General features: G+C 66.6%; 25 protein-coding genes. 9 read left to right on the forward strand and 16 right to left on the reverse strand.

All coding sequences use genetic code 11. The features are described from left to right. Positions 1–94 precede the first annotated feature (94 nt). Positions 95–970 (forward strand): helix-turn-helix domain-containing protein, encoded by an 876-nt coding sequence (locus ACWF7A_RS27155; protein WP_452253314.1) that lies wholly within the window; start codon positions 95–97, stop codon positions 968–970. A 187-nt stretch (positions 971–1,157) separates the two neighbouring features. Here ACWF7A_RS27155 and ACWF7A_RS27160 read toward each other — a convergent pair whose 3' ends face one another. From ACWF7A_RS27160 to ACWF7A_RS27180, 5 genes are read right to left on the reverse strand one after another with little or no spacing between them, the layout of a single operon-like run. After that, positions 1,158–3,320: an FtsK/SpoIIIE domain-containing protein gene (locus ACWF7A_RS27160; RefSeq protein WP_452253315.1), complete on the reverse strand. Its 2,163-nt coding sequence runs from the start codon at positions 3,318–3,320 to the stop codon at positions 1,158–1,160. Continuing rightward, positions 3,313–4,137: a hypothetical protein gene (locus tag ACWF7A_RS27165; protein ID WP_452253316.1), complete on the reverse strand. Its 825-nt coding sequence runs from the start codon at positions 4,135–4,137 to the stop codon at positions 3,313–3,315. Before ACWF7A_RS27165 ends, ACWF7A_RS27160 begins: the two co-directional genes overlap by 8 nt. Further along, the gene (locus ACWF7A_RS27170; RefSeq protein WP_452253317.1) at positions 4,134–4,463 is read right to left on the reverse strand and encodes a hypothetical protein; all 330 of its coding nucleotides are present in this window, start codon (positions 4,461–4,463) and stop codon (positions 4,134–4,136) included. The genes ACWF7A_RS27165 and ACWF7A_RS27170 overlap by 4 nt, the downstream gene beginning before the upstream one ends. Further along, positions 4,460–4,801: a WhiB family transcriptional regulator gene (locus ACWF7A_RS27175; RefSeq protein WP_452253318.1), complete on the reverse strand. Its 342-nt coding sequence runs from the start codon at positions 4,799–4,801 to the stop codon at positions 4,460–4,462. Before ACWF7A_RS27175 ends, ACWF7A_RS27170 begins: the two co-directional genes overlap by 4 nt. Continuing rightward, a complete protein-coding gene (locus ACWF7A_RS27180) occupies positions 4,798–5,079 on the reverse strand; it encodes a helix-turn-helix domain-containing protein (RefSeq protein WP_452253319.1) in 282 nt (93 codons plus the stop codon). Before ACWF7A_RS27180 ends, ACWF7A_RS27175 begins: the two co-directional genes overlap by 4 nt. Here ACWF7A_RS27180 and ACWF7A_RS27185 point away from each other — a divergent pair. Both ACWF7A_RS27185 and ACWF7A_RS27190 read left to right on the forward strand, forming a co-directional pair. Further along, positions 5,073–5,606 carry a helix-turn-helix domain-containing protein gene (locus ACWF7A_RS27185; protein WP_452253320.1) on the forward strand — a complete coding sequence of 178 codons (534 nt, stop codon included), beginning with the start codon at positions 5,073–5,075 and terminating at the stop codon, positions 5,604–5,606. The two genes, ACWF7A_RS27180 and ACWF7A_RS27185, sit on opposite strands and share 7 nt — an antisense overlap. A gap of 146 nt (positions 5,607–5,752) precedes the next feature. Then, a complete protein-coding gene (locus ACWF7A_RS27190; RefSeq protein ID WP_452253321.1) occupies positions 5,753–6,925 on the forward strand; it encodes a tetratricopeptide repeat protein in 1,173 nt (390 codons plus the stop codon). Here ACWF7A_RS27190 and ACWF7A_RS27195 read toward each other — a convergent pair. Next, complete coding sequence (locus tag ACWF7A_RS27195; RefSeq protein ID WP_452253322.1) at positions 6,893–7,465, reverse strand: NUDIX hydrolase; 573 nt, start codon at positions 7,463–7,465, stop codon at positions 6,893–6,895. The two genes, ACWF7A_RS27190 and ACWF7A_RS27195, sit on opposite strands and share 33 nt — an antisense overlap. Positions 7,466–7,578: 113 nt before the next feature. After that, positions 7,579–9,942, reverse strand: coding sequence for an nSTAND3 domain-containing NTPase (locus tag ACWF7A_RS27200; protein ID WP_452253323.1), 2,364 nt, complete (start codon positions 9,940–9,942; stop codon positions 7,579–7,581). Between the two features lie 587 nt (positions 9,943–10,529). On the opposite strand from ACWF7A_RS27200, the gene ACWF7A_RS27205 reads away from it, so the two are divergent. Further along, positions 10,530–11,261: a DUF7873 family protein gene (locus ACWF7A_RS27205; protein WP_189159937.1), complete on the forward strand. Its 732-nt coding sequence runs from the start codon at positions 10,530–10,532 to the stop codon at positions 11,259–11,261. 406 nt (positions 11,262–11,667) lie between these two features. Here ACWF7A_RS27205 and ACWF7A_RS27210 read toward each other — a convergent pair whose 3' ends face one another. Next, positions 11,668–12,222 carry a TetR/AcrR family transcriptional regulator gene (locus ACWF7A_RS27210; RefSeq protein ID WP_452253324.1) on the reverse strand — a complete coding sequence of 185 codons (555 nt, stop codon included), beginning with the start codon at positions 12,220–12,222 and terminating at the stop codon, positions 11,668–11,670. A 109-nt stretch (positions 12,223–12,331) separates the two neighbouring features. Between ACWF7A_RS27210 and ACWF7A_RS27215 the strand changes: the two genes are divergently transcribed. Further along, the gene (locus tag ACWF7A_RS27215) at positions 12,332–13,033 is read left to right on the forward strand and encodes an SDR family NAD(P)-dependent oxidoreductase (protein ID WP_452253325.1); all 702 of its coding nucleotides are present in this window, start codon (positions 12,332–12,334) and stop codon (positions 13,031–13,033) included. On the opposite strand, the gene ACWF7A_RS27220 is transcribed toward ACWF7A_RS27215, so the two are convergent. Further along, positions 13,030–13,761, reverse strand: a complete 732-nt coding sequence (locus tag ACWF7A_RS27220) for an AraC family transcriptional regulator (protein ID WP_452253326.1) — start codon at positions 13,759–13,761, stop codon at positions 13,030–13,032. The genes ACWF7A_RS27215 and ACWF7A_RS27220 overlap by 4 nt on opposite strands. A gap of 53 nt (positions 13,762–13,814) precedes the next feature. Between ACWF7A_RS27220 and ACWF7A_RS27225 the strand changes: the two genes are divergently transcribed. Both ACWF7A_RS27225 and ACWF7A_RS27230 read left to right on the forward strand, forming a co-directional pair. Then, the gene (locus tag ACWF7A_RS27225; RefSeq protein WP_452253327.1) at positions 13,815–14,948 is read left to right on the forward strand and encodes an MFS transporter; all 1,134 of its coding nucleotides are present in this window, start codon (positions 13,815–13,817) and stop codon (positions 14,946–14,948) included. A 195-nt stretch (positions 14,949–15,143) separates the two neighbouring features. Beyond that, positions 15,144–16,016, forward strand: a complete 873-nt coding sequence (locus ACWF7A_RS27230) for an exodeoxyribonuclease III (RefSeq protein WP_452253328.1) — start codon at positions 15,144–15,146, stop codon at positions 16,014–16,016. Here the strand turns inward: ACWF7A_RS27230 and ACWF7A_RS27235 are convergent. The 5 genes from ACWF7A_RS27235 to ACWF7A_RS27255 all read right to left on the reverse strand — a co-directional run bounded on the left by ACWF7A_RS27235 (position 15,994) and on the right by ACWF7A_RS27255 (position 20,420). Beyond that, positions 15,994–16,947: an HNH endonuclease gene (locus tag ACWF7A_RS27235; protein WP_452253329.1), complete on the reverse strand. Its 954-nt coding sequence runs from the start codon at positions 16,945–16,947 to the stop codon at positions 15,994–15,996. The genes ACWF7A_RS27230 and ACWF7A_RS27235 overlap by 23 nt on opposite strands. Before the next feature lie 18 nt (positions 16,948–16,965). Beyond that, positions 16,966–18,276 (reverse strand): HAMP domain-containing sensor histidine kinase, encoded by a 1,311-nt coding sequence (locus tag ACWF7A_RS27240; protein ID WP_452253330.1) that lies wholly within the window; start codon positions 18,274–18,276, stop codon positions 16,966–16,968. Then, complete coding sequence (locus ACWF7A_RS27245) at positions 18,273–18,944, reverse strand: response regulator transcription factor (RefSeq protein ID WP_452253331.1); 672 nt, start codon at positions 18,942–18,944, stop codon at positions 18,273–18,275. Before ACWF7A_RS27245 ends, ACWF7A_RS27240 begins: the two co-directional genes overlap by 4 nt. A 147-nt stretch (positions 18,945–19,091) precedes the next feature. After that, a complete protein-coding gene (locus tag ACWF7A_RS27250) occupies positions 19,092–19,454 on the reverse strand; it encodes a hypothetical protein (protein WP_452253332.1) in 363 nt (120 codons plus the stop codon). Positions 19,455–19,547: 93 nt separating this feature from the next. Continuing rightward, positions 19,548–20,420 (reverse strand): hypothetical protein, encoded by an 873-nt coding sequence (locus ACWF7A_RS27255; RefSeq protein WP_452253333.1) that lies wholly within the window; start codon positions 20,418–20,420, stop codon positions 19,548–19,550. A gap of 156 nt (positions 20,421–20,576) precedes the next feature. On the opposite strand from ACWF7A_RS27255, the gene ACWF7A_RS27260 reads away from it, so the two are divergent. Next, complete coding sequence (locus ACWF7A_RS27260; protein ID WP_452253334.1) at positions 20,577–20,816, forward strand: hypothetical protein; 240 nt, start codon at positions 20,577–20,579, stop codon at positions 20,814–20,816. A 28-nt stretch (positions 20,817–20,844) separates the two neighbouring features. Here the strand turns inward: ACWF7A_RS27260 and ACWF7A_RS27265 are convergent, their stop codons facing one another. Then, positions 20,845–21,621: a hypothetical protein gene (locus tag ACWF7A_RS27265; protein WP_452253335.1), complete on the reverse strand. Its 777-nt coding sequence runs from the start codon at positions 21,619–21,621 to the stop codon at positions 20,845–20,847. Positions 21,622–21,804: 183 nt separating this feature from the next. On the opposite strand from ACWF7A_RS27265, the gene ACWF7A_RS27270 reads away from it, so the two are divergent. Continuing rightward, complete coding sequence (locus ACWF7A_RS27270; RefSeq protein WP_452253336.1) at positions 21,805–24,036, forward strand: ATP-binding protein; 2,232 nt, start codon at positions 21,805–21,807, stop codon at positions 24,034–24,036. A gap of 13 nt (positions 24,037–24,049) precedes the next feature. Here the strand turns inward: ACWF7A_RS27270 and ACWF7A_RS27275 are convergent, their stop codons facing one another. Further along, entirely contained in the window at positions 24,050–25,117 is a 1,068-nt protein-coding gene (locus tag ACWF7A_RS27275; RefSeq protein ID WP_452253337.1) for an LCP family protein, read from the reverse strand. Between the last annotated feature and the right edge of the window lie 13 nt (positions 25,118–25,130).

Raw genomic sequence — 25,130 nt, forward strand, 5'->3', positions numbered from 1 at the left:
CCAGCCTCCGGACTCCGTCACACGACCGAGGTTGGCTAGGAGCCGACGCGGCGCCTCACCGCGTCGGCTCCGCCCACGTACTGAGTGAGCCGAGATGCCCAAAGACTTCAAGTCCAACCTCCAGAACCGTGCGGTTGGTCGTTCGCTTGCGTTGTGGCGCAGGGAAAGCGGCTTGAGTCTCGCGGAGGTAGGCGAACGCGTGGGCTGGTCGTCGGCGAAGACGTCGATGATGCAGAACGCGCTCGTCCCGGTCGCCGACGCTGACGTTGTCGCGCTCGCCCTGGTGTACCGGGTCAGCGGTGAGCGACGGAAGCCGGTCGTACTAGGCGCGCAACGTGCGCGCGATCCTCTGCGGTTCGATCTGCTGACCGGTGACGACGCAGCCTGCGTCGGCTGGACATACGACGAAGTCGAGGCCGAAGCGAGCTACGTGCGGGCCGTCGCGCTAGAGGCGTTGCCCCCGTTCGTCCGGACACCGGAGTACGAGGCCGCACTTCGAGGCGCACAAGTCGATGCGGTGGCCGAACAGGACCACCGCCACTACAGCGACGTTCACCGCAAGCGAGTGATGCAGCACCTCAGCAAGGGGCCGTCGCTGCGTCTGGATCTCGTTGTGGGTGAGGCCGTCCTGCGGCGACCGGTGGGGAGCGCACTGGTGATGGCTGATCAGTTGTTGCGGTTGGCCGCGCTTGCCGAACTTCCTGGCGTGCGGGTGTGGTTGATGCCGGACGAGGTCGGCGCCTTCGCGGGGATGACGTCGTTCTCCACGCTGTCGTTCCGTGAGGACGAGTTTGAGGACGTGGTGTACCTCGACACCTTGCACGGCGGGACGTGGCTTGAGGCCGAACGTGAGCGGCGTCCCTACGCGGAGACGTTCGAGCGGTTGGTCAGGATGGCCCTCCCCATCAAGGACACCGTTGATCGGTTGTTCGAGGCTGCCCAGTCGCTGAAGGACAGCGCGGCTGAGTGACGGGTCGGCCGTGTGCTGTGTCCTTCCCGGCAGGCACGGCACACGGCCGTTTCGCAGCGTTTGTGACGGGTCAGCCGTCACGCGTCACACCCGTCACGGCGGCCCGTTCATGCAGCTGGGAACCGGTTTCTGACCCGTCACAGGTTGTGTGACGGCGCGACGGGTCGCTGGGACGGGCTGTGACGGGTTACTGGCCATCGTCGACCACCTCACCGTCGATAGCAGTGGCCTCCCGTGCGCGCTCGATCGCCGCGCGGATGTCGGCGACGTCGTAGCCGCGCACTTGGCGGACGCGGTCTCCGTCGTTCACCCGGTCGCGTGTCGGCCGACAGCCAAGCTCCGCCATCTCACGCCCGAAGGCGGTGGGCTCGACTTCGAGCGCGTCGATGAGTTCTGCGGTGGGCACGAAGTCCCTGACAGCGTCACCGTTCAGTTCGTCCGCCAGGTAGTCCACAAGGGACGCCAGAGGCTCCGCAAGCTGCGCAGCCGGTACGCGCTCGGCCGCCACCGCAGTGCTGCCGATGGCCTTCGCCACGGCGGCGTGGTCGAGCGTTGGCGGGGTGGCTTGTCCTACGGCGTGGCCGGTGAGAGTTCCTTCTTGTTCGCGTAGGGCACGGCCTTGTGCGCAGATCTCCCGCCAGTCCTCGTTGGGCATGTAGAACGTCCGCACCGTCAGCGCCAGCACATCGGCCCCCGCTTGGGTCTCGCCGTCCGGTCGGAGGATGCCGACGCCCTTGTGGGAGGGCAGCAGTCGGCTTGAGTCGTAGCCTCGGGTGTTCATCTGTTCCCCGAGGATGATGTTGCTGTCGCGCCAGTCCATCACCCGGAGCGCGAACCTGGACCCGAGCACCGCCCGCAGCCCGGACGGGATCGTTTTGCCGTCCGGCCGCTGTGTCGCCAGCACGAGGATCACCCCGGCTGCCGGGGCCTTCTTCGCCAGCCACATCAACAACTCTCCGATGTACTCGCCTGCGGTCAGCTTCTTCCCTTGGACCTCCACGGGTGTTCTGTCTTCCAATGGGATCTGGACCTCGTCCACGATCAGCGCGGTGATCGGCATTCCGAGTGCGACGTCTCGGGACATGGCCGGGGTGACCTTCGACTCCGGGCACGTGACGTCGTCCAGGTCCTGCATCCGTCGGTAGCGCGCCTGCACGTCGGCGACCAGTTCCACGAGCCAATCGACGAACCTGAGCACGTACTCGGAGTCGTCGCCCGCCATGAACCGGTGGGCGACCTGTTCGGCGGCTTTCCAGTCCTTTCCGTTCTTGAAGTCGGCCACGTAGAGCCGCACGTACGGGTCCAGGATCAAGCCCGCAGCCGCCAGTCGTTCGGCCATTGTCTTGCCCTGCCTCGGGATTGCGCCGATCAGCACCGACGTCCAGACCATCGGCAGGTCGATTCGCCGGCCGCGTGCGTCGGTGCCGAACGGCACCGGCCGCCACGCGTCCCACCGCTCGACCGCCAGCAACGGTGTCCGGATCGGCGGTGCGGCGTAGGGGTCCTCATCGGCTACCCACATCGCCACCCGTCCGGCGTGGCCGCCGTTGCCCCGGACGCGTTCCACGCTGAGCTGGATCTCATCCACCGCGAGCGCGGACGCCAGTGCGTCTCGGTTCTTCACGACGTCGACCGCCTTGCGGGTGGCGGGGAGATCGACCGTGACCGCCCACCCTTCGCCCTGCCGGGTGGCGCGGTGGACCAGGCGCAGTGTCTCGTCCTTCCCGATCAGCTTGGCGTCCCGGAAGGCGTCCACGAGCACCTGCGGGTCCATCGTCCATGTGAGCGTGCGTGGTCCGGCGAGCACGGCCCGTCGTCCGGGGCTGCCGTCGCGGCGGCGACCGAGCACCGCCAGCGCTACCGCCACGACGGCCCCTGCGATCCACAGCGCACGCGGTCCGTAGAGCAGCCAGCCCACCAGGCCCACGATCGGCACGGCGGCGGTCACGGCCCCGGTGACCTTCCACCGGAACAGTGTCAGCGCGCGGATGTCGGTGAACTTGTCGGCAAGCTTCTCCGACTGCTCGGCAGCCTCCCGGTAGTCCCGCACCGTCACCCACGACCGCCACCACCGCACCCCGACCACCAGGCCTCGCACCACCGCCCCGAGGAACCGGAACGGCGAACGCAGCACAGCCACGGTCACGTCCTTCGCGGCCTGCACCGCGTGAACACGGTCCTTCGCCCACAGCGGCACACGCGGTGAACGCCGCCACGCGTTCATGAACCGCTGCCACCGCGACGGCTGTGGCACGGGCGGAGCGTCGTTCACGAACTCAGCGTTGAACACCTGCCGGACAGGAAGATCGGCATCCGACGTCGATGGGCGGTGGTTCGCGTGTTCAGTCATGACCGCCACCGCTGTCTACTTCGGCCGCCAGCGTCGCCGCCAACCGCGACGACAGCCCGCGCGAGCACCCAGTGACACCACGGACCCACAAGGGGCTCACAGCGACACCAGGCGACCACGCTTCACGCGCGACAGACAGGTACTCCTCGAACGACACGCGTGCTGGTTTCTTGTTGCGCTGCTGGGGTTTTGCAGGTGTGCGGGTGACCTTCTGGGGCAATTCCGCGGTGACCGGTTTCCCGTACCCGGACGCCTCCGTGAACGCTGCCGACACAGCTTCGGTGAGCTTGTCTCGAAGGTCCGTGACCGCTTCGGCGGCGACGAACACCACGAGCGGCGGAACCGAGTGCAGCACCACCCCGGACACCGACCCGGCGGCCCACGAGTGCCACGTGTTCATGACGTAGGTCGCGGCGAGCGTGAACCACTTCGCCCGCCTCGTCCACGGACCCGTGCGCACCCGGTACCGCGCGGTCACCTGCTCCGCGCGCAGGATCGCCAGCAACACCAGCGACACCGTGGGGTCCAGCAGCCATGCCGCTAGCCACGGCAGCGACCACGCCGGCGTGCCTGCTGTCGCGAAGCTCTGGACGTTGGTCATGGTGAAGCCGAGACCGAGCACGATCCCGGACCAGCACAACCGGTCCACCTGAGCGCGAACCCGCTCGACCCGCAGCGCGATGACGTCCGGGTGCGTCGCGTACGCCCGCAGCTCCGCTGCCTCCGCAGCATCGGATGCCAGCCTTGCGGCTGCCGGGGCGGCGGGTGGCCGCCCGAAGGCGGCCACCCCTTCCCGAACCCGTTCCAGCGTCCTCATCGCCGATCACCCCGGCCACGCGGACCCTCATTCGTCGTGATCGTCAGTGCCTTCGTCAGCGTGTACGCCGCGAACAACGCGGGCAGACCCAGCACCACAAGCAACACCACCACGTCGCCCCGGTGCGTGATCACCACCCACTGCACACCCACGATCGCCCCGGCCATCACCAGCACCCGCCCGGTCAGCGACAGCAACCGAGCACCAGCACGAGCCGCGTTCGCCGTGGCCTTCGCCCGCCGGGCACTGGCCCGCCAGACCCACAGCACCACCACGACCACACCAATCGCCGCAAGGATCTGCGTCGGAGTCAGGTTGATCGTCATGACGACTCACCGCCTTCACGGCGAGCACGCCACACCCGGTACACCTCGCGGCGGTCCTCCTGCGACAGACCACCCCACACACCGACCGTGTCCTCACCGGCCGTGCGCAACTCCAGCTCCAAGCACACACCCCGGACCGGACAGCCCGAACACATGCGCGTGGCAGCCTCGCGGTCGGTGATTTCCTCTTCTTCCCACTCCGGGCCGTCGTTCTCGTTGGCCCACAACCACATGCACGCACCGTCCCGCGTCACGATCTCCAACAGGACCTCGTCCGGCACCTTCGCGTAGCGGTCGAGCTCCGCCGCCACGACCTCGTAGTAGTTCTCGGGGTTCACCACGCACCCCCGGTCGCCCGCTCGAAGTCACGGGCGTTGCGGCGGTCGGCCGCCATCTGCGCGACGTCGACAACGCCGCTGGACTCCGCTGCCTGCCGGGCAAGCTCCTCAACCGCCCGTGCCGGAACCACGTACCGGGTGCGCACCCGCACAGCGGGAAACGCGTCCTCCCTGATCGCTCGGTAGATGGTGGCCGCGTCGACGCGCAAGATCCGCGCGGCCTCTGTCACCGTGTAGAAGATCGGCGAGTGCTCACCCGCCGTACTGTTCGATGTCATTGCTGTTAGCCCTTCAGAAGCATGATTTCTTCGATGAAGGCGCTGACATTGGCGGCAATAACTACCGATTCTCCGCTGATGTCTGCGCTAAGTCCGCTTTCTGCCTGCAAGCCGCGCTAATGTCGGCGCTGAGGCGGAGCACGGAGGCGCACGTGGCGGAGGACTGGTCGGCGGTCGCGGAGGCAATCAATGCCCGCGCGGCAGAGCTGGCTTTGAAGCAAAAAGAGATCGCCGAGAGATCCGGCGTATCGCACGCGATCGTTCGCGAGATGCAGCAGGGTCGAATTCAACGCCGGCGAAACCCGCGCACCCTCGAAGCGCTGTCGATCGCGCTCGACTGGCACCCGCAGCACCTGACCGCTGTGCTGCAAGGGAAAACGCCACCCGAGGCGGACGCTCAGACCACGGCCGCGGACGACCCTCTGGTCCCGCTGCTGCAAACCATCATTCGTGAGCTCCGGGGTCTCCGGGCTCAGGTCGGAACGCTGGCAAGCCGTATTGACGATGGGAGCCGTCAAAAGGACTAGCCGGAATTCCTGAATCAGTTGCGGTGTCGCTGTCATGTGAACAGCAGACCGCCGAGAAGGGGGTGGAAATAATTGCTCGCGGTTAGCAAGCCGCGTGTTAGGAGGAGTTAAGTACGCAGGTCACGACCGTTGGGGAACGGGGGAGCGTGACGAAGAGAAAACGGGGAGAACCGCCGCGCACACACTTGCAGGCGGTACGAGAAGAGCTGGGCCACACCCAGGAGCACGTCGTCAGGTACTTCCTGACGCGCGGTCCGCAGATCGGTGTCGCCGTGGCGTCGCAGTCGGCGCTGAACATCATGATCTCGCGCTGGGAGAACGGCCACGTAGAGGTGACCGAGCCCGGCTACCGACGTCTTTTCCGGGAGATCTACGGCCGCTCGAACGAAGAGCTTGGCTTCCCGTCGGAAGTCCTCAACCACTCCGCTGAGGAGCTTCGAGACCGTCTGGTCATCGCGCGGAACGTCGACACAGCAACGCTTGACCTGTTCCAGCGACAGGTCAGCGACCTTCGCAGCTCAGACCGCCGCTTCGGCGCGGTCGTAGTGCTCGACCAACTCAACAGCCTTGTGCGTCAGATCGAGGCCGTGCGGGTCTTCAGTGTCAGTTCGCACCTACGTCAGCGCTTGGCCACGATCCTCACCGATGCGCGGACGTTGGCAGGGTGGACAGCGCTAGACAGGGGTTCGCAACTCCAGGCGTGGCAGTACCACGAGGACGCGAAAGTCTCTGCGAGAGAAGCAGATTCGCCCTATCTGCTGGCGCACGCGGCGGCTCAGCAAGCCGTGATCCTGCTCGACATCGGTGAGGCCGATTCGGCGGTCGAGTTGCTTGAGTACGCGCGGTACGTCGCGGAGAACCGTGCGCCGTCGCTGCTTCGGAGCTGGCTCGCCGCCGCGCATGGTGAGGGCCTGGCAGCAGCCGGACAGCGCGATGCGTCGTTCCGTGCCTTCGACGTAGCAAGTTCTTTATTGCCAACGAATCCGGTCGATCCGGCGATGCCGTTCCTTCTGCTGAACGAAGGTCAGCTCACGCGTTGGCGCGGCAACGCACTTCTCCGCCTAGGGGACCCTGAGGCGATCGTCCAGCTTGAAGCTTCCGTGCGGGATCTCGCCAACCCGGAGTGGTCGGCGGTGCGCGGTCTGACGAACACCTATGTGGATCTGGCGTTCGCGTACGCCGCCGCTGGCGACAGCAAGGGAGCAGTGCAGCACGCGCAGACTGCGCGTCAGCTCGCCAAGCGCATCGGGTCCGACCGTCAGCGGCAGCGTCTCGCGAAGCTGGAGCTACCGAGTCCCAGAGGTCCCGGTGTTGCGTGAGGCTAGGTAGTAGAGGAGGGGGATGATTGCGCCGGAGCCGAGCACTTCGCCGCGCCGGACGAGGTCCAGGACGCGGTCAATCGGAATCCACTCGATCCGCGCGGCTTCTTCGCCGTCGGTGGGTTCACCGACCTTCTCGGAAGCGTGCCACACGTAAGCATCGACAGGCGCATCGATGATGCCGGGCAAAGGCTGGAACGTCCCTATGTGCTCAGGCTCGCCGACCGGACGCCAGCCAGTTTCTTCCACAGCTTCGCGTGCAGCTGTAGCTGCTGGTTCTTCGTCCTCTTCTACGAGACCGCCGATCAGTTCGTATCCCCATTGGTCGACGGCGAACCTGTACCGCCAGAGGGTGAGAACCTCTTCTTTTTCGTTAACCAGAAGCGCTACAGCGACATGGTCAAGGGCAACGACATGGTGTTCAAAGCGACTACCGTCCGGCGGCTCTACTTCAACGAGTTTGACCTTAACCCACCGATTGTCATACACGGTGCGTTCGCCGTGCACCTGCCACTTGAGCTCATCAGGGTACTCCGTCACCCACAGAATCCTAGTTCAAGTTTGGCTGCTGCGATAGCTGTGGTCTCTGGCATTTGATTTTGGAGATTCAAACCCAGTATTTGAGATAGTGTTCATGATGGAAAGCTATTCGTCTACTGAAGGTCGGTGAAGATCTCTAAAGCTCTTTCCTTCAGTTCGTCTTCGCTGGGTGGCGGTGACCAACGCGGTTGCTCATGACCTTCCTCTTCATCAATGTGAAAAAACTCTTCTCTTTCGAACGCGCCTTCTGCTTCCCGCGGCCTGTGATCAACCTCGTGAGGCTCCGGGACGTAGTTCTCGATCGATTCAATCCTTGCTTCGATTTGGTCGAAAGTAGGCTCTAGGTATTCGGCAATTCCTAGATAGTCGCTGACCTCTCTGATGGTTTCGACGCGATCACTGGAGTTGAAGACTTCTTCGTCGCTGCTGTCTGCGATATCGTCAAGCTCCCTTTGGTACCAGTCTTGGGCGGCTTGTTCGAGTCGGTCATCGAGATCACATGAAATGACGATGTAGCTGTATTTGAAGTCTTGACCGAAGTCGCAGATCACGCGCCAGCCATCGTCATCGACGACAGCTTCAATCCATGCATCTACCCAAAACTCGTAAACGGCTCGTTCAAGGCTATCTGGATTATGCCCAACCGAGTTCTCGTGCAACAATTCGACGATCGCATGGACTCCGCTAAAAACTGACGAGTACCGCCTGCCACCGTTTCGGCCTAATGTTGAGATCAATTCGAATAGCCAGTCTTGCCATCCAAGCTTTAGCTCTCTATTGACCTCGATCAGGCTGGCGATCGTCCGCTCAATGCGAAGGAATTCCCCTTGCGTTGCTTCTGCGAGGAGGGGTGAGAACCTGTTGGCTACAGCCTCCCGTATGGATTCCGCGTTGTGGCGAACGTAATTGCCCAAGCCGGTAAACTTCCGTGCGGGAGATTCGGTTGATTGCGCGGCTGAGTATGTGAGTAGTGTGCAGATATTCGATATGTCCAGTTCGTGGTCGAGCAGTGTCGCCACATACTCTGGGTTGATGTCTATGTACGACAGAATAAAGTCGCGGCAACTCGGATTGGCAAAACGAACGACCTGACTGTTCGGGCCTGCTCTGTAAGATTTCTCAATCTTTATCCAGTCGCCTTCCAGGACTCGGAGAGCCTGTGTGTAGCCGATTGGACTGGCTTCTCTGGAGGCTATCTGTCGTAGCTCGGCAACTCCTGCGCCGCCGATTGGAAAAGTAACGAGTGTAAGAAGGACGATGCGCGCGGTCTCGGAGAGAGTGTTCTCGAAACTGGGAGCCCAAAGATCGATTGGCCTGTGAAAGGCATCTTGCAACGCTTTCGCTAGACTATTTCCGGATGGATGAGTTCGGCGAAGTATTTGTTCCACGGTTCTCGGAGTGAAGTTCGCGTGGCGCACTAGCGCCCAAACTGCTTCACGGTCATTCGCTAGCTCACGTACTACGTTTCTGTCTTGGTTGGAGAAGTACAGATGGTTATATAGGACGTAGGATCGCTGCGTGTAGTCAAAGTCTTTGATTTCAACCACGCATTGCAATGAACTTATTCCTGAACGGGCGAGTGGCTCATTTCGGATCTGGGCTTGTCCAAGGATATGCGAGCGCGTCGTCAGGACTAGCCGCTTGTCGGGAGTTGCTGCAACGCGATCAATGAACTTGACTAGGCTAGTTGATTCGTTCTTTTTGCCTGAACGTTCACTTAGGTCGGTTTGGCCTAGAAAGTCGTCGTAATAGAAGATCTGGCGTGTCTCCTTTTTCCAAGTATCCCAACCTTCGTCAATGTCGGAGTTGATGGTTATGACTTGCCAGTCTTCCTCGAAATGTGTCAACATAAGCATCTCTGCCAGCATGCTTTTCCCGACGCCCGGAGGTCCTGTGATGGCCACCACCCTTTGGGTAGACAGCACTTCACTCGCTCTGGTGTAGCTTGCGTTCGTCACATACAAGCGGACTCGGGACTGAATGCTCTCCATCAGAGCTTCTGAACGCTCCCAGATGCCACTTTGCACGATCCGTTCCAAGACGGAACTGGATGCAAGCCATAGCTTGAAGTGATTCTTCTCGACGTTGGGGTGCCTGCTTAGAAGCTCGTTGACATCGGCTCTTCCTATGATATCCGATGGACTCTCTATTAAACCTCCCAAAATTCCGAATAGTTCGTCTCTTTGGCCCCTGCTCAACTCTTGGGTAGTAGCGAAGATGTAGACGTCAGGGTTCTCCGCCTCCATCTTCTCTGCCTCCTTTTTTGCGGCTGTCTTGAGATTGGAAAAGGTTGAACTGGCGTAATGCTTGCACTGCACGATTATCTTGTAGCCATCTACGATGGAGCGTAGGTCTATTCCGCCGTCGGGCCCTCGCGAGAATGTCTCGAAATGAACTTGATGCTCTACTTTGAGAAGGTCGCGCATGAGGATCTCAAAATCGTACGGCGAGAGCGAGGTGAAATCGTAACCGTGCATCGGCGTCCCTCGGGCAGTTGACCTACTGTTGACTGGGTATCGCCGAAATATCAAAGAATGTTACCGAGCTAAGCTGGGTGCTTTGATAACCTGAGTCAGGTGGCTTCCGATCTGCATAGGCTGGTTGTGTGTATGCGTGTTGGGTGTACGAGTCACTCGACAAGGCTGCGGCAACGAATCCCGAGGTGCCTGCAACGCGGTGATGGCTGTTAGTGGTGGCGCTTATTTGGGCAGGGTGCTAAAGATCAAGACGTGCGACAGTGCCACTCATGGACCTAGGTCCAATGTGGACGTGACTGTCCATGAGGATGTCCATGAAGAGGGCTCAGTTGTAGCCCCTGGCGCGACACTTGCTGTGCCGTGAGTCGGCCATTGCCGCAGGCGGCAGGTCTGTGCGGTGTGGCCTTGGACACTCATAATCTGTCAGGTTGTCGGTTCGAATCCGACCTGCCCCACCAAGTCACTCGGTGTGTGGACCGCTCCGCCCGGCTCGGCGAGCCGGAACCGCGATCCCTCTCCGCTCAAATCGCATGCGAGCACACCTGTCCTCTGCGTACTGTGCGCGGGACGAAAAAGGGGGGTGCGGCATGACGAAGCTGAACCAGATCATCGCGGTGGAGAAGAGTGTCAAGGGAGGCACGCTTCGGGACCTCACCGACGCGCACCACGGGCTGCAGAAGCCCGCGCTGCTGGCCGGTATCTCCCGGACGTACCAGCCGAAGGACGAGGACGGCGAGGTGTTGCCGCCGGAGTCCACGCGCGTCCAGGTCAAGGCCGAGGACGTGCTGCGGCGGACCGCGACCGTGATGGCACGGCTCTTCGACGTCACGGCGACCAAGGACTGGGCCAACTGCGTCGCCAAGGCCGACGTCGTGGTCGACGGGCAGACGGTGCTGCGCGACGTGCCCGTGTCGTACCTGCTGTTCCTCGAGAAGCAGCTGACCGACCTGCACACGTTTGTGAAGAAGCTGCCGTTGCTGGACGCCGCCGAGGACTGGAACTTCGACGAGTCCGCTGACTACTGGCGCACCGAGCAGGTTCGGACCATCCGCACCAAGAAGGTGCCGCGCAACCACGTCAAGGCCGAGGCGACGGAGAAGCACCCGGCGCAGGTCGAGGTGTACTACGAGGACATCCCGGTGGGGTACTGGACCACGGTGAAGTTCTCCGGCGCGCTGCCCGCGCGGCGGGTCAACGAGCTCGTCGACCGGGTGGAGAAGCTGCAGCACGCGGTGAAGTTCGCCCGCGAGGAAGCCAACAACATGGAGATCACCGACCAGCGCGTCGGTGACGTCGTTTTCGACTACCTGTTCCGGTAGCGTCCACAGACTCCCCCGCTGGAGCGCGGGGGAAGCGTTCCCGTGCCGGGAGCGCGAAAGCTGAAACTGAACGTCAGCCTGAACCACTCGGTCACAAGTGGGGGTTCGATTCCCTCTCCCGGCACCACCAGGCCGGGATAGCCCAAATGGCAGAGGCAGCCGAGATCAAGATCAGACTCTCGCTCCAGCTTCAGCATCACCGCCGAACGCCAGATCACCCGAGACCGGACAAGACTCGCCGAGGTGCAGGTTCGAATCCTGCTGGCCGCTCTGCTCATGCGGCCGTAGCTCAACGGAAGAGCGCGGCGACCTAAGGACTGATCCGACTCTTAAACGTCGCTGGTGTGCGCAATTGGGCGGACAAGCGGGGCCCCGGACTGGACATGTCCGGGGCCCCACCTCCGTTCTAGGCGTGCACGCCTTCGAGGTAGAGCGACAGGAACCGCTGCCACTCGCCAGGCGAGTCCCGGATCACCTGGGCCATCGCCATCGTCAGGGTGGCCAGGTCCGTCATCGAGTAGTCGGCGCGCAGCACGCCCGCGGCCAGGGCTCGGTCGACCAGGACTCCCGCGTGGCCGGCGCTGCGGTGGCACGCGCTGCGCACTTCGGGCGCGTCCGTCAGGTCCCTGGCCAGGATGTCGTTGAGGCCCCGGTCCTCGGCCTGCAGCGCGTACAAGTCGTTGAGGTAGACGGTGAACGCGCGCCACGGGTCGTCGTCGGCCAGTGCCTTCTCGCCGATGACGTCCAGGGTGGCGAGGCGCTCGGGGAAGATCGCCGTGAAGAAGTCCTCACGGGTCGGGAAGTGCTTGTAGAGCGTGCCGATGCTGACTTCCGCGTGGCGCGCGATGTGTTCCATCGGGACTTCCAGGCCGCGTTCCGCGAACAGCGAGGCGGCCGCTGCCAGCAGTTTCTCCCGGTTGCGTGCCGCGTCCGCACGCAGGGGCCTCGACGCGGTGACCATGGGCGGATCCTACTCGGCGGCTAAGTCGAGGGTGCCCTCAAGTTCTGTGGTAGCGTCGGCCGCGTAAGTCGAGGGTTGCCTCGAATTAGCGTTCGGAAGGACGGAACCCATGTCTCCCACCGCAGTCGTGCTCGGGGCCGGTCCCGGGCTGGGCATGTCCATCGCGCACCGGTTCGGGCGTGAGGGCTACGACGTCGTGCTGATCTCACGACGCAGCGAGCGGCACGCGGGGTTCCTCGCGTCGCTCGCCGACGCCGGGGTGAAGGCGCGGGCGTTCGCCGCGGACGTGCTCGACCGCGAGCAGTTGGCGTCCACTTTGGACTCCCTCGGGCCGGTGGACGTCCTGTACTACGGGCCGGCCGCGACCGACCTCAACGTGCTGCCTCCCGAGATCACGGTGACCACGTCCGACGAGGTGCGGGCCGCCATGGACTCGGTCTACCCGGCGATCGACGTCACCCAGCGGGTGCTGCCCGGCGTGGTCGAACGCGGCGGTGCGCTGCTGTTCGCGGGCGGGCTGAGCGCGGTGCGGCCGATGCCGGTGCTCGGCGCGCTCACGCTGTCCTCGGCGGCTGTGCGCAACTACGCCCTGACGCTCAACGCGGCGCTCGCCGAGAAGGGCGTTTACGTCGGGACGCTCACGATCGGCGGCGTCGTCGAACGCAGCGACATCCACAAGGTGGTGGACGCGAACCCCGAGGAGTTCGGCGGCCTCTCCGAGATGCTGCTGAACCCGGACGACATCGCTGAGGTCGCGTGGCAGATGACCGTGAAGCGGGACCGTGCCGAGGAGGTGTTCTCGGTGCTCTAGAGGTACGAACCCGGGGTGTGGCCGAGGGAGCGGCGGAAGACGTCGATGAACGCGCTCGCGGTGGCGAACCCGCACCGCAGTGCGACGGCGGTGACGGGCTGGCCCTCGGCGAGCAGGCGCAGTGCGTGGTAGAGCCGCAGCTGCGTGCGCCACTGGGGGAACGTCATGCTCATCTCGTCGCGGAACAGCCTGGTCAGCGTTCTGCCGCTCGCGCCGGCCGCGCGGCCGAGGGCTTCGAGACCGCGAGTGTCCGAGGGGTCGGTCTCGAGTGCCGCGCAGACCGCCGCGAGCCTGGGGTCGTGGGCGGTGGGGACGCGCACCGGTTGTTCGGACGCGGTGGCGAGCTGGTCGAGCAGCACCGAGCGCATTCGTTTGCCCGCAGGGGTTTCTCGGTCGGTGAGCTCTGTGTAGGTGATCAGCAGCTCACGCAGCAGAGGGGAGACGGCCAGCGCCGTCGGTTCGTGGAGCTTCAACGGGTTCTGCGTCAGGCCGAGGAAATGCAGCCGTGTGACGCCATACGCGCGGTGCGAGTGCACGGCGCCGGACGGGATCCACAACGCACGGTGCGCGGGCGCGATCCAGCGTGACGTCTCCGTGTGCACGGCCACGACGCCGCGGCTGGCGTAGACGATCTGGTGCTCGTCGTGCCAATGCGCGGTGACACCACTGGCGGCCGCCAGGTCGCGGCTCGTGGTCGGTGCCGCCGGCAGATGGCGAGAATTCGACATACATCGGCAGAATATCGGAATCGCGAACGCGTGGGCGGGGCCACGATCGAGGTGTGGACAACTCTCGCCGGCGCATGTCGGTCCTGGTCGCCGGGCACGTGGTCGACGACCTCTATCAGGGCGCAGTGCCGGCCGTCGTGCCGTTCCTCGTCCTGGAACGCGGGTACAGCTACCTCGCGGCGGCCGGCATCACGGTCGCCGCGACGGTGCTCTCGTCGGTCGTGCAGCCGCTGTTCGGGATCCTGACCGACCGGCGCCCCCTGCCGTGGCTGGTGCCTCTCGGCATGACGCTGGCGGGGGTGGGCATCGGGTTGTCCGGGCTGAGCGACTCGTACCTGCTGACGTGGCTCGCGATCGCGTTGTCCGGCCTGGGCGTCGCCGCGTACCACCCCGAGGCCGCGCGGCTCGCCCGTCGCGTCGCGCAGGACAGCCACGTCGGCATGAGCTGGTTCTCGGTCGGCGGCAACATCGGGTTCGCGCTCGGCCCGGTGCTCGTCACGCCGGTGCTGGCGTTCGGCGGGCTCGCGTGGAGTCCGCTGCTCGCCGTTCCCGCGCTGGTGGGAGGTACGTTCACGATGGTGGCGCTGCGCGGGGTGCAGGGCTCCGCGGCGTCGGTCACGGCGTCGGCGGGCCGTGACGACTGGGGCCAGTTCAGCCGGCTGACGGTGGTGATCGTCGCGCGGTCGATGGTGACGTTCGGGCTCGGCACGTTCCTCGCGATCTGGGTGACCTCGCGCGTTGGCGGCGGTCCGGCGTCGGGGGCCGCGGCGCTCGTCGTGCTGTTCGGAGCGGGTGCCGCGAGCACGTTGCTCGGCGGTGTGCTGGCCGGGCGGTTCGGGCGCGTCCGCGTGCTGCGGGTGTCCTATGCGGTCGCGGTGCCCGCGGTCGCCGGAGTCGCGTTGGTGCCCGGTCCGGCCGTGTACGTGATGGTGGCCCTCACGGCCGTAGCGCTCTACGTCCCGTTCTCGCTGCACGTCACCCTCGGCCAGGACTACCTGCCCAACCGCCTCGGCACCGCCAGCGGTGTGACGCTCGGCCTGGCCGTCAGCGTCGGCGGTCTCGGCTCACCGGTGGTCGGCGCCGTTGCGGGCGTCACGAACCTCCAGTGGGGACTGCTGTCTCTCGTAGTGATGCCCATCGTCGCGTGGGTGGCCGCACGAGGTCTGCGCTCACCCGTGCGCGTCTAGACGCTGTCCTGCAAGTCTCGTCGGGCGAGAGCGGCGGCCGAGGGCCCCGGAAACGGCACCGCCGCAATGCCCGAACACGCCCGGTATGAGGTCATCGCGGCGGCACCGCTTCCGGGACTCTCACCCGCGTCTCTCACCTGACGAACTCGCAGGACAGCGTCTAGCTCGATGCGGCCTCTAGCCCGGATGACTACCGTGGGGCACGTGCGAGTGGCGACCTGGAACGTGAACTCCGTCAAGCAACGCGTGCCCCGCCTGCTGCCGTGGCTCGACCAACGGCAGCCGGACGTCGTGTGCCTGCAGGAGACCAAGCTGGCCGACGACGCCTTCACCACACTGCTGGGCGACGCGCTGAAGGAACGCGGCTACGAGTTCGCGTTGTTCGGCGAAACGCAGTGGAACGGCGTAGCCCTCCTCTCCCGCGTGGGCCTGGAAGACGTCGCAGTGGGCGTAGCCGGCGCACCGGGCTTTCCGCACGTAGAGGCCCGCGCCGTAGCCGCAACGTGCGGAGGCGTGCGAGTCCATTCGCTGTACGTGCCCAACGGCCGTGAGCCGGAGTCCGACCACTACAAGTACAAGCTGGAGTGGCTGGCCGCCCTGCGTGACGTGCTGGAAGCGGGCCCCGAGGACGCGCTGGTGTGCGGCGACATCAACATCGCGCCGGCAGACGCGGACCTGTTCGACCCCGAGGCGTACATCGGCCAGACCCACGTCACCGAACCAGAACGCGCCGCATTGCAGGCCATCGAGGCGTTGGGGTTCCACGACGTCGTGCGCGACCGTTGGCCGACCGAACGCATCTTCAGCTACTGGGACTACCGCGCCGGCATGTTCCACCGCGACCTCGGCATGCGCATCGACCTGATCCTCGCGTCGAGCACGGTCGCGCCGCGGACCAAGGCGGCGTGGATCGACCGGCACGCACGCAAGGGGACCGGGCCGAGCGACCACGCGCCGGTGATCGTGGACCTGGACGAGGCGCCGGACGGGGACATCGGGCCCGTGGTGCCGCCGCCGTCGTCGTCGCCGGGCTCGAAGAAGAAGGTCAAGCTGCCCCAGGCGAAGTAGGCCGCGCCTGCTCCCAGTGCCTGCGCAGCCACTCGCGCTGACCGGCGGTGGGCGTCGCGTGCAGCGGCTCGCCGTGGAACCGGGAGTACTCGTCGTAGCTCGCGAGGCTCGGGTGCACGTCGATGTGCAGGGTGTTCGGGTGCACCGCCAGCAGGCCGTCGTCGAAGAGGCGGTGGATGTCGCGGCGCATCAGGAACCCGCCGTCGGCGTGGTGCTCACCGGACTCGGCGTAGCTGTAGAGGTGCGCCGCCTCCAACACCGCGGGCGGCGCGCTGCCGCTGAACGCGCACTCGTTGCCGTACCTGGTCAGCAGGTCACCGCGGAACGCCTCCTGGCCGACGCGCACCCGCACGTAGGCCTTCCGGTGGCCGCCGGTCCTGCACTTCGCCGCCGCGTCGAGCCGACTCAGGGTCGTCGGCGCGGGGACCGATCCGATCGCCTCGCGGAAGCGGTCGTAGTCGAGCTGGCGGATGCTGTGCTGGGACGTCGGCTGCAGCGCCAGGTCACGGAGCTGCTTGCTGCTCATCCGTCCGTAGAGGTCCATCCAGTCCACGTCGTGCTTGGTGCGGTAGGTGACGACGTCGACCATCAGGGCCGGCAGCTCGTCGAACTCCGCGCCGCACCCCTTGCTGTAGCACTTGATCGGGGGCGACACGGTGGCCCGCGGTTCGACCTTGGAGCTGCCGCACCTCCCACAGCGGTAGGTGGCCTTCTGGCTCCTGCCGTGCGCGATCGACTCGATGACCGACGCACCGAGGAGACGGTTCTTGTCCCGCAACACGATCACGTGGCCCGGCTGCGGACCCTTGTGGTTCGGGACCTTGCTGTCCCAGCTGTAGTGGGACGACGGGAAGTCGTCGTAGCCGTCGTTGCTCGCCCGTGAACGGTCCTCACCTGCGGCCAACACCAGCCAAGCGGTCGTGTCCCCCATGGTGGGGAGATCGCAAGATCAGCCGATCGTGTTAGCGGGTGGCTGCAGCGTCACGGTGAACGCCGCCCCGCCCTCCGCCGCCGGCCCCGCCACGATCGTCCCGCCCATCCGCGTCACCAGCCCGTGCACCAGCGCGAGCCCCACGCCGGTCCCCACCGGCCGGGACTCCTGGTACCGCGCGTGCAGCACCCCGCGGTCGAACGCCACGGGGTAGTCCTCGGCGGCCAGGCCGGGCCCGCCGTCGCGCACCTCCAGGACGCCGGACAGGGCGAGCACGACCGGGTGGCCGGCCGGGGTGACGCGCAGGGCGTTCTCCATCAGGCCGTCGATGACCTGGCGCAGGCGGCGGGCGTCCGCCCAGACCACCGGTGAGGACGCGACCTCCAGCGTGAAGTGCACTCCTCGGGCGTGGCAGCGGGCGTGCCAGACCTCGGCGGCCGAGCGGACGACGGGTTCCAGGGAGAGGGCGGCCATGTCCAGGCGGAAGTCGTCGGCGCCCAGGCGGGCGAGGTCGAGCAGGTCGGTGACCAGGCGGTCCAGGCGGCGGGCCTCGTCCAGGATCACGGTGCCGACCGGCGCCACCTGGGTGCCGGTGACGACGCCGTCGGCCAGGGACTCGGCGAAGCCCGTCACGGCGGTCAGCGGGGTTCTGAGTTCGTGGGAGACGGAGAGCAGGAAGTCGCGTTGGCGGGCCTCGCTGCGTTGCAGGGCGTCTGCCAACGAGTTCACCGCCTGGCTCACCTCGGCCAGTTCGTGGGTGCCGGAGATCGGGACGCGCAGGTCCCGGCGGCCCGTGCTCATCGAGTGGGCGACCGAGGCGACTCGGCGCAGCGGGCGGGCCAGGAACGAGCCCAGGGCCAGGCCTGCCAGGACGGCGACGCCCAGGCCGACGCCGAGGGCGACCATGATGTTGCGGATCAGCTTGCGGTAGGTGCCGGAGGTCTCGGTCTGCTGGACCAGGGCGAAGCCGCCCGCCCCCGACGGACGGGCCTCCACGTTCAGACGGCCGCTCACCCCGGACACGGCAGAACCGGACAGCACCGCGCGGTAGTCGACGGCGCGCACCGCCCGAACTGCCGCGCGGTCGGGGCCCGTGACGTCGCCATCGGCGGTGATCCGGACGATCGCGATGTCCTGGCCCTCCAGGATCTGCTCCACGCGGTTGTTCGAGATCTGGCCCGCGACCACGTCCGCCTGCGAACGCAGGAACTCGCGGCTCACCTGTTGCGACGTCGAGAGCACCAGGCGGATCGACACGAAGCCCGCCACGGTCACGGCCACGAACGCGACTCCCAGACACAGCAACGCGATCCTGCCCGCGAGGTTCACGACGCGTCCGCCGAGTAGCCGACGCCGCGCACTGTCCGAATTGGACTCGACGCGCCGAACTTGGCACGTAGCTGAGCGACGTGGACATCGACGGTTCGTGTGCCTGCCACGGATGAGTAACCCCACACGGCGGACAGCAACTGCTCACGCGAGAACACTTGCCGTGGGTTCTTCATCAGGTACGAAAGCAACCCGAACTCCGTCGACGTCAACGAGACCTCTGCATCACCGGCGAACGCACGTCGTTCGCCCACATCGAGCCGTACGGAACCCACCTGCAGAACGTCCGACACGGCGCCAGAGGACCGACGCAGCACCGTCCGCACGCGCAGCGCTAGCTCGCGCGGGCTGAACGGCTTGGTGATGTAGTCGTCGGCGCCCAGCTCCAGGCCGAGCAGGCGGTCCACCTCGTCGTCGCGGGCCGTCACGAACAGCACCGGCGTCCAGTCGCCGCCCGCCCGCATCGCCCGGCACACCTCGATGCCGTTCAGCACGGGCAGGCCGACGTCCAGCACCACCGCGACGGGCGAGAGCGAGCGGACCGCGGCCAGTGCCGCGTCCCCCGAGGACTCCACGTGCACGCCGAAGCCGTCGCGCCGCAGGTACAGCGCCACCAGTTCGGCGATCGCCGGTTCGTCCTCCACGACGAGCACCAGGCCACGTTCCACGCGTTCACCCCGGCTGGTTGAGATCCGACTCGATGCTGTTCAGCGTTGATTCCACATCATCGAGGTCCGACACCGGAGCCTCACCCCGGCACGCCGTCAGCGCGAACAGCAGAACGACGGCGGCGACCCACCTCACCTGGACCCGCCTCACTTGGACCCGCAGTGCTCGGACTTGAACTTGGCGACGCGCTCGCCGGACTTCGCGAGCTTCACGAGCTGGGCGTCGCGCAGCTTCAGCCGTGCGTCCAGCACGTCCGCGCGCGCCGTGTTGCCGTTCTTGCGGGCGTCCGCGGCCTTCTGCTCGATCCACTTCTTCGAGCCCAGCGTCTCCGCGGTGCCGTTGATCTTGTCGGTCAGCGCCTTGACCTTGGCCTCGACCCGCGGGACGCGGTTCGAGCAGATCTGCTGCACCTTCTCCGGGCTGATCGTGATCGGTTCCTGTGCCGACGCGGTGCCCGCGCCCAGCAGCAGCATCCCCAGCACGAGCCCACCGATTCGCGAAATGTTCATGGCACAGAACGATGACGGGCCACGGTCAGAACGAGGTCCGCCGAATGTTCGGATTCTGCAAAGATCAGCGCCCGCACCGTCAGCGCGGCCGCGTCAGCGCAGGGCGATCCCGCGCGACGCCGCCGTCTGCACCATCGGCCGCAGCCGGTCCCACACGCGCTCCGACCGCAGCTCCTCCGCCGCGTTCACCGCCCGCATCCCCACCGCCTGGCCCTGGTCGAGGTCGCCGTCGTGGAAGTGGCACGAGGCCAGCGAGATGAGGCAGAACGTCCGGCTGCGCGCCATCTCCGGCCCGAAGCTCTCGACCGCCGACAGCAACGCGGGAACGGCCGCCCGCGTGTCCCCGAGCTCGGCGTGGATCACGCCGATCATCGCCGTCAGGTCCGTCTCGTCGTGGAACTGCGCCCAGTCCGGCACGTGCGTCAGATCTGCGCGCGCGAACGAGTCCTTCGCCTTCCCCAACGCCTGCAACGCCTCAGCGGAACGGGCTTGACGGGCGTATGCCCACGCCTCGTTCGACGACATGATGCTCGCCGCCAACGGCGCGAAAGCGCCCCTCTGAAAGTAAGCCAGTGCATCACCCGGTGCGCCGTGATGCAGATGCACGCGCCCACGTCGATAAACGATGTTGGTCGTCAGATCTTCGTCGTGACGGGCGAAATCCAGCGCGCGGTCGAAATGGTGGTACGCCGCCCCGATCTGGCCGCTGTCGAAGGACGTCCACCCGGCGAGGTTGTGCAGATCGGCGACCGCGGACAGCAGACGCGCCCGCACGGCGTCCGACGCTTCGGCGGCCAGCAGCTGCTGGGCCCAGTAGATCCGCACGACGACCGCGTCACGGCACGCCCCTCCGCCGTACCGGTAGTCCACCGAACGCAACGACCGGGTCTGCGCCTCCAGCTGTTCGACATCGCTCGCACCGATGCGGCTGGAGTGCGGGGGAGGGAAGTACGCAGGATCCGCCATGGAGTACACCTCTGCGCCGCCGTTGGAGTCCGAGCGTAGGGCGCGGAAGGGCGGGTGAGAAGGGGTTCTTCGCCGGCTGGAATTCGGTGCGGCCGGCGGTTGAACAGGTATTAATGCGGGTATGCGCGCTCGGCTCGAGGAAGCAGGATCTTCCTCATGAGGCGACGCGCGCACCTGCGGCTGGTGACCTCCTCCGAGGCCGAGGACACGACTCTCACGGCGGTTCTCAGCGCCGAGGACCTGGCCCAGGAACTGGGCCTCGACCCCTGCTCACGGGTGACGTGCGCTCTGCACCGGTGCTGGCTGCACCAGTGCCTCGACGCGGTGGACGCGGCCTCGGACCGCCAGGTTCTCAGGGCCTACCGCACGAGCCTCGCCGCGACGCACGCCCAGTAGACCGGCTCGCCAGAACGACCCGGAAGCGTTAAGCCTGGTGGGTGAACGCCGCCGCCTCCGGGAGGTAGCTCGGGGGCCGTCGGCTGTCCTCCGGCACGTCGAGCAGGGCCCACACGATGTGCCGCCCACCTCCGGCCGGCGTCTCGCCCATCGTGAAGTTGCAGACGGCGATCGACGCGACGTTGCGCCGCATGATGTGCCACTGCTTGAGGTCGAAGCGTGCGGTCGTGCGCACGGCAACGGACAACTTGTCCCCACGCATTCGCAGCAGCAGCGCCATCGGGCTGTCGTCCTCGATGTGCGACACGAGCTCCACCGCCACCTGTGGCGCGACGTCGAGCATCGACTGGACGCCCCACCGCTCGCAGGCGCGTTCGGTGATCCGCTCGGCCACGTGCGGCAGGCAGCGGCACGTCGGCAGCGGCGCGTCCACCCGGTCCTCGTGCTTGTGCCGCACGACGGCGGCCACGGCGGCAGAGGTCGTCGAGTGCATCGGGATGTGCCGGGGCAGGCCGCGCGACTCCAGCGTGGAGCGCAGCTCGTGACCACTGACGACGAGGCTCAGCGAGATGCCGGGCCACCGCGCCGCCGAGAGCCACACGACGTCGAACACCACGAGCAGCGCGGGGGATTCCGCGACCAGCTCGTCGAGCTCCACGACCACACCCACGAGCTCCTTGGTGGCGTAGTCGAGCAGCACGTCCTGCACGCGCATGTACGTCATCCAGTCGAGCCGTCCGCTGAACCGGATGACGACCACGCCGTTCTGCTCCCGGACTTCCACGCCGAGGCTGTCGCCGGCCATGAGTCCCCCTCCCGCAGGCGTGTCCCAAGCCTTCAAGACTGAAGTGGTGACCGCATGCTCCCTAGGGGGTAACTACCCGTGTTTCGCCGTTGGTACCTCCGGGGGACCGCGTTGCAGCAAGAGATCGCGCGCACCTAGGGTGCGGCTGTGGGCGGTTCGCTTTCCCCAGCTGGCAAAGGTAATTTGCCTGCTGACACAACTACTTTCGTCGGCCGCAGGCACGACGTCGCCGAGGTGCGGAGACTGCTGTCCGAGTCCCGCCTGGTCACCCTGACGGGTGTGGGTGGCGTCGGGAAGACGCGGCTGGCGTTGCGTGCTGCCGCCGAGACGAGCAGGGCGTTCCGCGACGGGGTGTGGTTCGTCGAACTGGGCGGCCTCACCGACCCGCAGCTGGTCGTGCACGCCGTCCTGGAGCAGCTGGGCGTCCACAACGACACCGTACGAATGCATCGCACCGTTCTGGTGGAACACCTGCGCGACCGGCAGCTGCTGATGGTCCTGGACAACGGCGAGCACGTCATCGAGGCGACCGCCGACCTGGTGGGCGCGTTGCTGCGCGGGGTTCCCGGTCTGCGCGTGCTCGTCACCAGCCGCGAACGCCTGGGCGTCGACGGCGAACACCTCTGGCAGGTCACACCGCTGCCGCAGGATCCGGCGCTGATGTTGTTCGCCGAACGTGCCGCCGCCGTCGAACCCGGCTTCGTCCTCGACGCGCGCAACCACGCGAAGGTCAGCCAGATCGTCACGCTGCTCGGCGGGATTCCACTGGCCATCGAACTGGCCGCGGTGCGGTTGCGCGTGCTGAGCCTTGACCACTTGTCGTCCAGATTGGACAACACCTTCCGGGTGCTCGCGGACGGCAAGCGCGGCGGCGACCCGCGCCACCAGACGTTGCACGCCGCCGTGGACTGGAGCTTCCACCTCTGCACGCGGTCCGAGCAGATCCTGTGGGCGCGCGCGTCGGTGTTCTCGGGCACGTTCGACCTGGAGGCGGCGGAACGGGTCTGCTCCGGCGACGCCGTCCCGTCCGAGGAGGTCATGCACTCGCTGATGGGCCTGGTCGACAAGTCCGTCGTGGTGTCCGAGCAGCAGCCGTCCGGCACGCGGTTCCGGCTGCTGGAGCCGTTGCGGCAGTACGGCCTGGAGAAACTGCGCGAGGCCGGCCGCGAACAGGTGATGCGCGAACGGCACCGCGACCACTTCATCGAGTGGGCCGAGCGCCGTGAGAAGGAGTGGTTCGGCCCCGCCCAGCCGCAGATCTTCTGCCTCACGCGCCTGGAACACGCGAATCTCCGGTCCGCGCTGGACTTCTGCTTCGACCACGACGGCGACCACTGCGTGCATCTGGCGAGCACTCTGTGGTTCTACTGGGCGGGCTGCGGCATGCTCGGCGAGGGCCGGCACTGGCTCGACCGCGCCGTCGCGAGCGCGAAACCGGGTCCGGCGCGAGCCAAGGCGTTGTGGGTCAACGGCTACGTCTCGACACTGCAGGGAGACCTCTCCGCGTCGATCCGGATGCTGGACGAGTGCCGCGAGTACGCCGTCGAGTCCGGCGACGGGGTCGCGCTCGCCTACGCCACCCACCGCATCGCGTGCACGCACCTGGTCGGCGACGACCTCGACCTCGCGGACAGCGGGTTCGCGGAGGCCATGCGGCTGTACCGGGGCCAGGGCACGGTCAACAGCCACACCATGCTCGCCGGCATCGAGCTGGCGATCTCGGCGACGTTCCGGCACGACTTCGCCGTCGCGGAACGGCTCTGCGTCGAGGCCAAGGCCGTCGGCGAGCAGCACGGCGAACTGTGGGCGCACGCGTACGCGATCTGGGTGCTGGCGCTGTGCGCGTGGGTGAGCGGCGACCTCGCAGACGCCGACCGCCTCGGCCGCGAGTGCCTGCGGATCAAGCGCTCGTTCCACGACCTGCTCGGCATCGTGCTCGCGATCGAGGTGCTCGCCTGGATCTCCGCGTCCCAGGGCGACGCGCAGCGCGCGGCCACGTTGCTGGGTGCCACCAACGAGATCTGGCAGTCCGTCGGCTACCCCATGTTCGGGTCGCGCCACTTCGGGGCGCCGCACGGCGAGTGCGAGTCGGCGACGGTGTCCGCGCTCGGCGAGCACGAGTTCCGGGCCGTGTTCCGCAAGGGCATGGACCTCGAGCTGGAGGACGCGATCGCGTTCGCCATCGGGGAGGAGGCCGCCCGGGAGGAGGCGCCGGTGGTGACGCTCACGCCGTTGACGCGGCGGGAGCAGCAGGTCGCCGACCTCATCGCCGGGGGGATGTCGAACAAGGAGATCGCGGCCCGGCTGGTGATCGCCCGGCGGACCGCGGAGGGGCACGTGGAGCGGATCCTGCAGAAGCTCGGGTTCACCTCTCGGGCCCAGATCGCCACCTGGGTGACCGAGCGCCGCCACTGACGGCGCGGGACCGCTAGTGAATGCAGGGAATGCCGTCGTTGGGCGGCGGTGGCGGCGGCGCGGTCGCCAGTTCCGTCACCTTCGCCCGCACCTTGGCCTGGTCCACCTTGTTCACGTCCAGCCCGCCCAGGTGCGCGCCACCCTCGATCGGCAGAGTGTCGAACCGCACCTCGGTGGGAATGCCGCGCGCGAACTCGACCAGGTCGAACCGCGCGTCCAGCACGACGTCCTCCTTCGCCATGTCGATCATCGCCTGCACCACGCCCACGTCGGCGCCCTTGAGGCGCTTCGTCACGGCGGACAGGAACGCCTGCTGGCGCCGCGTGCGGTCCAGGTCGCCGCCGGGCAGGCCGTGGCGCTGCCGCACGAACGAGAGCGCCTGGCCCGCGTCGAGGTGCTGGGGCCCGGCCGGGAAGTCCGCGCCGGACAACGGGTCCTTCGTCGCGTTGCGCAGGCACACGTCCACGCCGCCCAGGCCCTCGGCGATGTGGAAGAAGCCGATTAGCGAGATCTCCACGAGGTGGTCGATCGGCTGGCTCAGGAACGCGGACACCGTCCGCACCTGGGCGCGGCGACCGGCTTCACGGCCGGCGCGTTCCAGCTCTCGCTTGTCGTGCGTTCCGCCCGCGCGCAGGCGGTCCTCCTCGGCGATCTTGGCCCGGCCGTAGGCCTCCTTGATCTTGCCCTCGCCACCCGAGGACAACGGGACGAGGTTGTCGCGGGGAACGGACATCGCGACCGCCGGGCCGGAAACGGGGATGTGCAACAGGATCAGGGTGTTCGCGTTGTAGCCGCCGCGATCGCTCTCGCCCGCCTGCATGCGCCGCAGCACGTCGTCGGGGAGCGGTTCGCCGTGCCGGTCGAGCCTCGTCGTCAGGCCCATGATCAGGATGTTGCGGCCCGACTCCGACCGCGGCGCGTCGTCCGGGATCGCGTACGAGCGTTCGACACCGGTCGAGATCGTGGAGACGGTGGTCCAGGCGAGGCCGGAGGCGGCGAGCACGACCGCGCTCAGAGCCACCCACACCGTGCGCGTCAGGACGAGGAAGACCGTGCGGTGATAGCCGCCACGTGATTGCATGAACAAGACACCC

Source organism: Lentzea sp. NPDC055074, assembly GCF_053608005.1.